General features: G+C 74.4%; 8 protein-coding genes. 2 read left to right on the forward strand and 6 right to left on the reverse strand.

The genetic code is table 11. The annotated features are described in order from the left end of the window. Nucleotides 1-31: 31 nt before the first annotated feature. Nucleotides 32-589, forward strand: coding sequence for a hypothetical protein (locus AB0D01_RS00980; protein ID WP_363052762.1), 558 nt, complete (start codon nucleotides 32-34; stop codon nucleotides 587-589). 50 nt (nucleotides 590-639) lie between these two features. On the opposite strand, the gene AB0D01_RS00985 is transcribed toward AB0D01_RS00980, so the two are convergent. After that, nucleotides 640-2556, reverse strand: a complete 1917-nt coding sequence (locus tag AB0D01_RS00985) for a BTAD domain-containing putative transcriptional regulator (RefSeq protein WP_363052764.1) — start codon at nucleotides 2554-2556, stop codon at nucleotides 640-642. Between the two features lie 167 nt (nucleotides 2557-2723). Next, nucleotides 2724-3173 carry an Lrp/AsnC family transcriptional regulator gene (locus AB0D01_RS00990; protein WP_363052766.1) on the reverse strand — a complete coding sequence of 150 codons (450 nt, stop codon included), beginning with the start codon at nucleotides 3171-3173 and terminating at the stop codon, nucleotides 2724-2726. A 147-nt stretch (nucleotides 3174-3320) separates the two neighbouring features. Between AB0D01_RS00990 and AB0D01_RS00995 the strand changes: the two genes are divergently transcribed. Next, on the forward strand, nucleotides 3321-4322 hold the full coding sequence (locus AB0D01_RS00995) for an asparaginase (RefSeq protein ID WP_363052768.1): 1002 nt from the start codon (nucleotides 3321-3323) through the stop codon (nucleotides 4320-4322). Between the two features lie 100 nt (nucleotides 4323-4422). On the opposite strand, the gene meaB is transcribed toward AB0D01_RS00995, so the two are convergent. The 4 genes from meaB to AB0D01_RS01015 all read right to left on the reverse strand — a co-directional run bounded on the left by meaB (nucleotide 4423) and on the right by AB0D01_RS01015 (nucleotide 10739). Next, nucleotides 4423-5406: a methylmalonyl Co-A mutase-associated GTPase MeaB gene (meaB, locus tag AB0D01_RS01000; RefSeq protein WP_363052770.1), complete on the reverse strand. Its 984-nt coding sequence runs from the start codon at nucleotides 5404-5406 to the stop codon at nucleotides 4423-4425. 9 nt (nucleotides 5407-5415) lie between these two features. Beyond that, nucleotides 5416-7602 (reverse strand): methylmalonyl-CoA mutase, encoded by a 2187-nt coding sequence (scpA, locus tag AB0D01_RS01005; protein WP_363053040.1) that lies wholly within the window; start codon nucleotides 7600-7602, stop codon nucleotides 5416-5418. Nucleotides 7603-7609: 7 nt separating this feature from the next. After that, nucleotides 7610-9481, reverse strand: a complete 1872-nt coding sequence (locus AB0D01_RS01010) for a methylmalonyl-CoA mutase family protein (RefSeq protein WP_363052772.1) — start codon at nucleotides 9479-9481, stop codon at nucleotides 7610-7612. Nucleotides 9482-9548: 67 nt separating this feature from the next. Next, nucleotides 9549-10739 carry an ROK family transcriptional regulator gene (locus AB0D01_RS01015; protein WP_363052774.1) on the reverse strand — a complete coding sequence of 397 codons (1191 nt, stop codon included), beginning with the start codon at nucleotides 10737-10739 and terminating at the stop codon, nucleotides 9549-9551. Nucleotides 10740-11156: the final 417 nt, after the last annotated feature.

The following is an 11156-nucleotide window of genomic DNA, read 5'->3' on the forward strand; positions in this document are numbered from 1 at the left end:
CGAAACCGCCTCAGCGAAAGGCCACAGCGCCATGACCATCGAGTCCTTCTTCCCCGTGGAACAGCTGATCGCGGAGAACGCCTTCCAGGCCGCCTCCGCCGGCGATGCCCCCGAACAGCTGCTGGGACTGACCGACGAGGACCTGATCGCGTACTTCGACGCGATCGCCGAGGCCGTGGAACGGGACGACCCCGGTCCGGCCGCACGCGGCGGCTGGGAGGAGCGGGAGCGGCTGCGCTTCTCCACCTGGGTCCGCCAGGTCTGCGCACACCCGCTCTCGCCCGCCGTCTTCGCGCTCCCGGCCGGCCGGATCGTCCGCGAGGCCCAGCTCGCGCAGGCCGCGGAGCTGGCGTTCCGCATCGACGTGGGCCGGGCCCGCGCGAAGGCCGCCAAGCCCTCCGCCGAGGTGCGGGCCACGGCCGCGGTCGCGGCGGCCTGGGCGATCGCCGCCGACGCGCTGTCGCGTTCCCCGCGGCCCCCGCGCGAGCGGATCGTCGGCGACGTGTGGACCATCGTGCGGGAGACCATCGAGCCGGCCCTGCGCCCGACGGGCACCACGGCCTGGCAGCGTTCCCGCAGCTCGTGGTGAGACCCGCCGCCCGGCCCGCTCCTTCCTGATCACGTCGGGCCCGCCCCGGCTCATCCCACCGCGGAGGGGAAGGCGTCACGGGTCGTGAGGGAACCCGCCAGCAGGCGTACCAGGTCGTTCCACCGGTACAGGGGCCTGCCCTGGGCGTCGAGCCCGGACAGTTCCAGCAGGGCGTGGTCCACCAGCTCGTCCAGCGACGATTCCGCCTCCTCCTCCGCGGTGCCGAGCACCAGCGCCGCGTACTGGGCGCAGAAGGGCTCCGAGTCCCCGTCGGCCAGTCCCGTCAGCACCGTCAGTTCCGCCGCGTGCAGCCGGCGCACCGAGTGCACCAGGGCCTCTCGCACGCTCACGTCGCCGTACGCCAACTCGCCCAGCCGGGTGTCGGGGTCGGCGAGCCGGGCCGCCAGGCGGCCCACCGGCCAGTGCGGCCTGGCCGCGAGACGGGCCCCCGCCACGTGCAGGGCCAGCGGCAGGCCGGCGCAGTACGCCACCAGGTCGTCGGCCGCGTCCGGGTCGTCCTCCAGGCGGTCCCGGCCGACCAGGGAGGCCAGCAGTTCCGAGGCCTCCTCGTCGTCGACCGGGGCCAGCGCGGTGGTGTCCGCGCCGGCGACCCGGGCCAGGCGGGCCTGGCTGGTGATGAGCACCGCCGACTCCGGACCGCCCGGCAGTAGCGGGGCCACCTGGCGGTCGCCCACCGCGCCGTCCAGCACCAGCAGCAGCCGGGCGCCCGAGGTCCGGGTCCGGTACAGCCGGACCAGCTCCTCCAGATCGCCCGCCACCGCCGGCGCCGGCGGCTCGCCGAGCGCCCGCAGCAGCCGCACCAGCACCTCGGCCGGCTCCTTCGGGGCGCCGTCCGGGTGGCAGAGCTCCACGAACAACTGCCCGTCGGGGAAGTACGCGGCACAGTCCTGTGCCGCGCGCACCGCCAGCGCCGTCTTGCCCACCCCGGCCATGCCGGTGATCAGCAGCCGGCGCGGGCGGCCGTCCTCGCGGCCGAGCCGTCCGCGCAGCGCGGCCAGCTCCTCGCGACGGCCGGTGAACTCCCCGTACGGGGCCGGCAGCATCGCGGGGGCCTGCCGGCCCGGGGTCGGACGGTGCGCGGCCGGGGCCGCCTGGGCGGGGATCCGCCGCTCGCGGGGCGCCGGGGCGGGCACGGCGTCCGTCGCGGGGGCGGAGGTCCGCGGGGCGCGCGGGCCGGCCGCGCCGGGGCGACCGGCGGGCAGGGTGTCCCAGCCGAGGCCGCCGCCGAGCACCGCCTGGTAGGTGGAGCCGAGCGCCTCGCCGGGGTCCACGCCGAGCTGGTCGGCGAGGACCGCGCGGCCCTCGTAGTAGGTGTGCAGGGCGTCGGCCTGGCGTCCGCAGCGGTACAGGGCCGTCATGAGCTGGGCGCGCAGGCGCTCGCGCACCGGGTGCTCGGAGACCAGCCCCGTCAGCTCGGCCGTGACCTGCTCGTGCCGGCCGACGGCGAGGTCGGCCTCGATCCGGCTCTCCAGCGCGATCATCCGCGCCTCTTCCAGCCGGGGCAGCTCGGCCTCGATCATCTGCTCCGTCGCGTTGGCGAGAGCGGTGCCCCGCCACAGCTCCAGCGCGTCGCGCAGCAGCGTGCCGGCCTCCTCGAAGCGTCGCTCGGCGAGCGCCTCGCGGCCCAGCCGGTCGAGCCGGTCGAACTCGATCAGGTCGATCCACGCCCCCGGCGCGCGCAGCACGTAGCCGGGCTGGCGCCGGACGATCTCGACCTCCGAGCCGAGGTGCTTGCGCAGCCGCGACATGTACGTGTAGATCTGCGCGCCGGCCGTGGCCGGCGGGTCCCACCCCCACAGCAGTGCGCTGAGCCGGGCGTCGGAGACCACGCGTCCTTCGGACAGCAGCAGCGCCGCCAGTACCGTATGGACCTTGGAACCGGAGAGCGGGATCGTACTGCCGCCTCCCCGTTTGGCCTCGATCGGCCCGAGCAGCCGGAAGTCCATGCGGCACCCCCTTCTGGTGTGAGCATCCGTTGTGGATTCCAGAAGCTAATCGGGGGCCTTATTGGAGGGTTATCGCTCGTCGTGCCGCACCGGACGGGCCGCGATATCCCCTGGTCGGGACGGTGGTGCGGGGGAGCGCGCGAGCGGCGGCGCGGCCTCACGGGGCGTCAGACGGGCAGTCCCCGGGCCTCCTTGACGCGCTTCATGATGATCTGGGAGTTCACCTCGGTGACCCCCGACAGTGCCGTCAGTCGTTCGATCCACAGCCGTTCGTACGCGCGCAGGTCGGCGACCGCGATGCGCAGCAGACAGCCGGGGCTGCCGAACAACCGGTAGGCCTCGACCACGTCGGGGATGTCCTGGAGCGCCGCCTCGAAGGCCTCGACGGCCTCCCGGTCGCGGCGCACCTCCACCGACACCAGCACCTCGAAGCCGCGGTCCACCGCCTCCGGGTCGATGACCGCGCGGTAGCCCTGGATCACCCCGTCCTGCTCCAGCTGCCGCACCCTGCGCATGCAGGGGGAGGGGGTCAGACCCACCCGCAGGGCGAGTTCCTGGTTGCTGAGGCGTCCGTCGCGCTGGAGCTCGCGCAAGATTTCACGATCGATAGCGTCCATGACGCAATTATCCAGCAGTGTTTATTGCGGGGTGCGCTGCAACGCGCAATCGCATTGCGCGTAGATCTCACTATCATTGCTACCTCTAGCAAATCTGTACGAGGGCCCGCGTGGGACCCTTGTATCCCGTGTGAGGGAAGGGTGGCCATGGGACGCATCGTCGTCATCAGCACCGGTGGGACGATAGCCAGCCGGTGGATGGGCTCCGGCTTCGCCGCCGAGGCGGACGGCCGCGAGGTGATGGCCACGGCGCCGCTGCCCGAGGACGTCAGCGTCGAGGTCGTCGACCTGTTCCGGGTCAACAGCCCCCGCCTGACCACCGCGCACCAGCTGACCCTGCTGCGCACCGTCCACGAGGTCCTCGCCGACCCCACCGTGGACGGCGTCGTCGTCACGCACGGCACCGACACCCTGGAGGAGTCGGCCTTCCTGGTCGACCTCCACCACCACGACGCCCGCAGCGTCGTGTTCACCGGCTCGCAGCTGCCCATGGGGTCCGCCGACGGCGACGGCCCCGGCAACCTCTACGACGCCCTGCTCACCGCCGCCACCACGCGCGGCCTCGGCGTCCTGATCACCTTCGCGGGACGGGTGCACGCCGCCCGGGGCACCGTGAAGACCCAGGCCGTCGCCCTCGACGCCTTCGCGGACCCCTCGAAGGAACTCCTCGGCAAGATCGGCTTCGGCAAGGTCGCCGTCCTGCGCGAACCGCAGCGGCCGGAGCCCCTCGCCCTGCCCGCGATGCCGGAACTGCCGCCGCGCGTGGACATGGTGATGCACCACTGCGACGGTGACGCCCTCCTGCTGAACACCGCCGTCGAGGCCGGCGCCCGCGGCATCGTCCTGGTCGGCACCGGCGCGGGCAACGCCACCCCCGAGATCGTCGAGGCCGTCCGGGCCGCCGTCGCCCGAGGCGTCCTCGTCGCGCTGACCACCCGGGTCGCGGCCGGCCCGGTCACCGAGATCTACACCCACGGCGGCGCCGTCGACCTGGTCGCCGCCGGGGCCGTCCCCACCGGGACCCTGCGGGCCGGCCAGGCGCGCATCGCCGTGCTCTCCGCCCTCCTCGCCGCCGACGAGCCCGCCGAGCGGGTCCGCCTCCTGCGCCGCGCCCTGGGCACCCCGGACTCCGTCCTCGTCGACGCGTAGCACCCACCCCCGCAGAACGCGAAGCGCCCGCCCACCCCCGCGAGGGGGCGGGCGGGCGCTTCGCGCATCCGGTCGGCGGCGCGCCGGTCGGCGCCGCGCGTCAGTCCCGGCCGAACGCCCCCAGGATCCGGTCCGCCGCCGAGGTCGCCGTCAGGGTCCCGGCGCGCACCTCGGCCTCCAGGGCGGGCGCGAGGCCCCGTACGGCCGGATCGGAGCGCAGCCGCTCCAGCAGCGCGTCACGGACCATCGACCAGGTCCACTCCACCTGCTGCGCGGCCCGCTTGGCCGCCAGCCGGCCGTCCGCCTCCAGCAGTCGCCGGTGCTGTTCGAGCCGGTTCCACACCTCGTCCAGGCCCGCCGACTCGCGCGCGCTGCACGTGAGGACCGGCGGGGTCCACGCCGCGTCCGAGGGGTGCATCAGGCGCAGCGCGCCGGACAGCTCCCGGGCGGCGGCCTTCGCCTCGCGCTCGTGCGGGCCGTCGGCCTTGTTGATCGCCAGCACGTCGGCCAGCTCCAGCACGCCCTTCTTGATGCCCTGGAGCTGGTCGCCGGTGCGGGCCAGGGACAGCAGCAGGAACGAGTCGACCATCCCCGCCACCGTCGTCTCCGACTGGCCCACGCCCACGGTCTCGACGAGGACGACGTCGTAGCCGGCCGCCTCCATGACGATCATCGACTCGCGGGTCGCCTTCGCGACCCCGCCCAGCGTCCCCGCCGAGGGGGACGGCCGCACGAACGCCGCCGGATCCACCGCGAGCCGCTCCATCCGCGTCTTGTCGCCGAGGATGGAGCCGCCCGTACGGGTGGACGAAGGGTCGACGGCGAGCACCGCGACCCGGTGGCCCAGCCCCGTCAGCATCGTGCCGAACGCGTCGATGAACGTGGACTTGCCCACCCCGGGCACCCCGCTGACGCCGATCCGGCGGGCCTGCCCCGCGTGGGGCAGCAGCGCCGTCAACAACTCCTGGGCCAGGGCCCGGTGGGCGGGCAGGGTGGACTCGACGAGGGTGATGGCGCGGGCGATCACCGCGCGCTTCCCGTCGAGCACCCCCTTCGCGTAGGCCTCGATGTCGATCTTCGGCACCGGCGCCGCCTACAGCTCGTGGCCCAGATCCGCGGCGAGCCGCGTCACCAGGTCGTGGGCCGCGTCCGGGATGACCGTGCCCGGCGGGAACACCGCCGTCGCGCCCATCTCCAGCAGCGTCGGCACGTCGGCCGGCGGGATCACCCCGCCCACCACGATCATGATGTCCTCGCGCCCCTCCGCCGCCAGCTGCTCGCGCAGCGCCGGTACGAGGGTCAGGTGGCCGGCCGCCAGCGACGACACGCCCACCACGTGGACGTCCGCCTCGACGGCCTGACGGGCCACCTCCGCCGGGGTCTGGAACAGCGGGCCGACGTCCACGTCGAAGCCCAGGTCGGCGAAGGCCGTCGCGATGACCTTCTGGCCGCGGTCGTGGCCGTCCTGGCCCATCTTGGCGACCAGGATGCGCGGACGCCGCCCCTCCGCCTCCTCGAACCGGTCGACGAGCGCACGGGTGCGCTCCACGGAAGGGGACTCGCCTGCCTCGGTGCGGTACACACCGGAGATCGTACGGATCTGGCTCGCGTGCCGCCCGTACACCTTCTCCAACGCGTCCGAGATCTCGCCGACCGTCGCCTTGGCGCGCGCCGCGTCCACCGCCAGGGCGAGGAGGTTGCCCTCACCGCGCTCGGCGGCGTTCGTCAGCGCCCGCAGCGTGTCCTGCGTGACGGCCTCGTCCCGCTCCTCGCGCAGCCGCCGCAGCTTGGCGATCTGCTGGGCGCGCACCGAGGAGTTGTCGACCTTCAGCACGTCGATCTGCTCGTCGCTGTCCACCCGGTACTTGTTCACGCCGATCACCGGCTGACGGCCGGAGTCGATCCGCGCCTGCGTACGGGCGGCGGCCTCCTCCACGCGCAGCTTCGGGATTCCCGCGTCGATGGCCTGCGCCATGCCGCCGGCCGCCTCGACCTCCTGGATGTGCTGCCAGGCCCGCCGCGCCAGGTCGTACGTCAGCCGCTCCACGTACGCGCTGCCGCCCCACGGGTCGATCGACCGGCAGGTCCCCGACTCCTGCTGGAGCAACAGCTGCGTGTTGCGGGCGATGCGCGCCGAGAAGTCCGTCGGCAGCGCGAGCGCCTCGTCCAGGGCGTTGGTGTGCAGCGACTGGGTGTGGCCCTGCGTCGCGGCCATCGCCTCGATGCAGGTGCGCGTCACGTTGTTGAAGACGTCCTGCGCCGTCAGCGACCAACCCGAGGTCTGCGAATGGGTGCGCAGCGACAGCGACTTCGCGTTCTTCGGGTCGAACTGCCTGACCAGCTTCGCCCACAGCAGGCGGGCCGCGCGCAGCTTCGCGACCTCCATGAAGAAGTTCATGCCGATCGCCCAGAAGAACGACAGGCGCGGCGCGAACGCGTCCACGTCCAGCCCCACGGCCTGACCGGCCCGCAGGTACTCCACCCCGTCCGCGAGGGTGTACGCCAGCTCCAGGTCGGCCGTGGCCCCGGCCTCCTGGATGTGGTAGCCGGAGATCGAGATGGAGTTGTAGCGCGGCATCTTCTGCGAGGTGAACGCGAAGATGTCCGAGATGATCCGCATCGAGGGCTTCGGCGGATAGATGTAGGTGTTGCGGACCATGAACTCCTTGAGGATGTCGTTCTGGATGGTCCCGGCGAGCTTGTCGGGGGAGACGCCCTGCTCCTCCGCCGCCACGATGTAGAGGGCGAGGACCGGCAGCACCGCGCCGTTCATCGTCATCGACACCGTCATCCTGTCCAGCGGGATCCCGTCGAACAGCTGGCGCATGTCGTAGATCGAGTCGATGGCCACGCCCGCCATGCCGACGTCACCCGTCACGCGCGGGTGGTCGCTGTCGTACCCCCGGTGCGTGGGCAGGTCGAAGGCGATCGACAGGCCCTTCTGGCCGGCGGCGAGGTTGCGCCGGTAGAAGGCGTTGGACTCCTCGGCCGTGGAGAAACCCGCGTACTGACGGATCGTCCAGGGCTGGTTGACGTACATCGTCGGGTACGGGCCGCGCAGGTACGGGGCCACGCCCGGATAGGTCGCGAGGAAGTCCAGGCCCTCCAGGTCCCGCCCGGTGTACAGCGGCTTGACGCCGATGCCCTCGGGGGTCTCCCACAGCAGGTCGCCCGTCGCGGACCCGGTGGACTCCTTCACCGCGGCCCGCCACCGGTCCTCGGTCGTCCCGGCGGAGGGGCCGTCGCCGAGGGCGAGTTCGGAGAAGTCGGGGATGCTCACACGGTGCTCACTGTTCACGGGGCACTCCCATCCGGTCGAGTACGGAGGACAGCACGGCGACCGCGTCGCAGCCGGCGAAGACGTACTCGTCCACGGCGCCGGCCGAGGTACCGGGCCTGCCCGCGAGGAACAGCGTCGTGGCGCCGGCCCCGCGCAGGGCCTCGGCCACCTCCGCCGCCCGCTCCTCGTAGAGGGCGTCACTGGAACACAGCACCGCCATGCCGTCCGCGCCGCTCGCGGCGTAGGCCTCGGCGGCGTTCGACGCGTCCACCGACACCGGGTCGTGGACCGGCTCGACGCCACCCGCCTGGAAGAGGTTGGAGGCGAACGTGGCGCGGGCGGTGTGCGCGGCGGCCGGGCCGAGCGCCGCCAGGAAGATCCGGGGGCGGGCGCCGGTGGCGGCCAGGTGTGCGTCGCTGCGGGCGCGCAGCGCCTCGTACGCCTCGTCGCGCCGGACGCGGGGCAGACCGCCGGCGGGCACGCCGGGCAGCGGCTCGCGCACGACGGGCTTCTCCGACAGCAGCGGGAACTCGCTGACGCCGGTGATCGGTTCGCGGCGCGTGGCCAGCTTCTTCGAGCGGGTCGCCCAGGTGGCGGCGAGCCGCTCCGCGACCAGACCCGAGCGCAGCGCGGCGGCCTGACCGCCGGCCTTCTCCACCGTCTGGAAGAACTCCCAGGCGGCGTGCGCGAGTTCGTCGGTCAGCCGCTCCACGTACCAGGAACCGCCGGCCGGGTCGATGACCCGCGCCAGGTGCGACTCCTCCAGCAGGACGGTGGAGGTGTTGCGGGAGATGCGGCGCGCGAAGGCGTCGGGCAGCCCCAGCTCGCTGTCGAAGGGGAGCACGGTGACCGCGTCCGCCCCGCCGACGCCCGCCGCCATGCAGGCGACGGTGGTGCGCAGCATGTTCACCCACGGGTCGCGGCGGGTCATCATCACCGGCGAGGTCACCGCGTGCTGGCGCTGGGCGCCCGCGGCGGGCACCCCGCAGGCCTCGGCGACACGGGCCCACAGCCGGCGGGCGGCCCGCAGCTTGGCGATGCTGAGGAACTGGTCGGCGGTGGCCGCGTAGCGGAACTCCAGCTGGGCGAAGGCGGCTTCGGCGTCCGCGCCCGCCTCGGTCAGGGCCCGCAGGTAGGCGACACCGGTGGCCAGGGACAGCCCCAGCTCCTCGGCGGCCGAGCCGCCCGCCTCGTGGTAGGGCAGGGCGTCCACCGTCAGGGTGCGCACGCCCGGCCAGGCGGCGGCCGTCTCGCGGGCCAGCGCGGCGGCGGCGGGCAGGTCCAGGGCCTCGCCCGTGCGGGCCTCGTGGCCCAGCGGGTCGACACCCAGGCAGGCGCGCGCCTCCTCGGGGGTCACGCCGCGCTCCGCGTACAGGGCGAGCAGCGCCCGCGTGGCCTCGGCGTAGGAGGCGCCGGGGTCGAGGACGACCGGCGCGAGGTCGAGGTAGACGCCCTCCAGCGCCCGGCCCAGGTCACCCGCGGCCAGTCCGCCCGGTCCGACGGTCAGCCACAGCGAGGTGGTGCCGTTCTCCAGGTCGGCGAGGGCCGCCTCGTTCACCCGTACGGGGTCCCCGCCGGCGATCCGCTGACGGACGTCCCAGCCGGAGGCCGAGGTGCCCTCCGGCGTGCCGCCGCGCACGAACGGCGCGAAACCGGGGAAGCCGGTGTCCGGACCGTCCCCGTCGGGGCGCGCGGTGTACAGCGGGCGGGTGATGAGCCCGTCCTCGAGCGTGGTGGACAGGGCTGCTTCCGCCGCCTCGCCGGATACTTCCTTGCCCGACTTGCGCAGTACGCCTTCCACCAGGCGCTGCCACTGCTCATGCGTCGCGTCAGGAAACTCGGCGGCCAGGGAGAGCCCGTCGTCAGGCAGGACCGTCATGGCTCGAATGCTAGGGGGGCCGCTCAATCGAGACCATAAGCGCCGGATGTGATCTCGCACTCCCAGGTCAGACCGGCCGTACGGCCGCCGGATCCCGGAAGAGCGGCCCCAACAGGACCGTCGCCGCCGCTTCCGGGAGTACGGCGGGACCCGAGTGCGGCGCGACGATCCTTCCGGGGTCGACCCGTACGTGGGACCACTCGCCCACCGCGCCCCGGACCTCCTCCAGATAGTCCTCGTGCAGCACGCTGGACAGCTCGGTGACCACCATCACCGCGGGGTTGAACACGTCCAGCAGCAGGGCCGCGGCCCGCCCGACGGCGCGGGCCCGCTCCCTCAGGAGCCGGTCCGCGCGGGGGTCCCCGGCGGCCGCCGCGTCGACGACCAGGGCCACCGTCGGCTCCGGGACGATCCCGAGGCGCACCGCCTCGGCGCCGAGCGCGGTGTCGGAGGCCGTCGCCTGAAGACAACCCGAACGGCCGCACCCGTCGCACGCCACCCGGGACCCGGGCACCGGCAGGTGCGCCACGTCACCGGCGGCGGAGCCCGGACCCTGGTGGACGGTCCCCTCGATCCCGAAGGCCGCGTCGACCACGTTGCCGATGAACAGGTGCACCAGGCTGCCGCGGGCGTCGGGATGCCCGAAGAGGATCTCCGCGCCCGCCACCGCCCGGGCGTGGTTGTCGATCCGCACGGGCAGGTCGAGCGAGGCCGCCAGCTCGGCGGCCAGCGGTACGTCGCGCCAGCCGAGCGCGTGGTGGTGCACGACCGTCCCCGTGTCGGGCCGGACCCGGCCGCCGAGCGCGACACCGACCCCGAGCAGCGGCCGGCCGGTGCCCGACTCCCGCAGGAAGCGCCCGAGTTCCTCGCCGATGCGGTCGCGGAGCGCGGGGTCGGCGGGGTCGGGGTGCGGGAAGGAGCGGTGCGCCAGGATCCGCCCGCGCAGGTCGACGAGGCCGAAGGTGGACGACGGCACCCCGATGTGGAGCCCGGCGGCGACGGGCCCGCCCACCGCCCCGGTGTGCAGGTCCAGCGGGATCCGGGGCCGCCCGGAGGAGGCCGCCGGACCCGGGGGCTCGGGCAGCTCCCGCAGCAGGCCGTCCCGCAGCAGCCCGGTCGCCTGCCGTGACACGGAGGCGGGGCTGAGCCCGCACAGCTCGGAGATCCCGCTGCGCGCGACGGGCCCGTGCTCCAGCACGGTGCGCAGCACGGTGGCCGCGTTGGCGGAACTCCGGCTGTCGCCGGCCATTCGGGTCATCCCCCGATCATGCCGGGCCCCCGACGCCGGCCCCACGCCGGGCGCCGGTGGCTCGCGGGGTGGCACGGGGTGGCCGGTGCGGGCCCGTTGGGGGCTGTGACGCACGGCGCTGTCGTCGGCCGGTCGGGGGCGCGAGGCGGCGTCCGCGGCGGCTCGTCCGCCGGTGGCGGCCCGCGCGGGACGGCGCGGGACGGGGTGCGGCGGGCGGCGACGGGGCCGGGGTGCGTCCGGCGGCGTCGGGCCGGGGCGTGTCCGCCGGGGGCGGGGGGCGCGTGCGGGTCGCGCGTGGCGGGCGCGTTGCGGGGCCGTGAAATCCGGCCACGGTTTTCGGCCGCCCAGGGAAGGGGAAGTCGCAGGTCAAAGGGGGTGCGGCCGGGGCGGGGCGGAAGCGCGGTCGGGGGTTGACCGGTGGCGGGC

Source organism: Streptomyces sp. NPDC048606 (genome assembly GCF_040650855.1).
Classification (GTDB): Bacteria; Actinomycetota; Actinomycetes; order Streptomycetales; family Streptomycetaceae; genus Streptomyces.

Bases quoted from the DNA above. Each gene is read 5' to 3' on its own strand.
- AB0D01_RS00990 (WP_363052766.1), bottom strand. From the start codon at position 3,173: ATGGACGCTATCGATCGTGAAATCTTGCGCGAGCTCCAGCGCGACGGA.
- AB0D01_RS00995 (WP_363052768.1), top strand. From the start codon at position 3,321: ATGGGACGCATCGTCGTCATCAGCACCGGTGGGACGATAGCCAGCCGG.
- AB0D01_RS00980 (WP_363052762.1), top strand. From the start codon at position 32: ATGACCATCGAGTCCTTCTTCCCCGTGGAACAGCTGATCGCGGAGAAC.
- AB0D01_RS01010 (WP_363052772.1), bottom strand. From the start codon at position 9,481: ATGACGGTCCTGCCTGACGACGGGCTCTCCCTGGCCGCCGAGTTTCCT.
- AB0D01_RS01015 (WP_363052774.1), bottom strand. From the start codon at position 10,739: ATGACCCGAATGGCCGGCGACAGCCGGAGTTCCGCCAACGCGGCCACC.
- AB0D01_RS00985 (WP_363052764.1), bottom strand. From the start codon at position 2,556: ATGGACTTCCGGCTGCTCGGGCCGATCGAGGCCAAACGGGGAGGCGGC.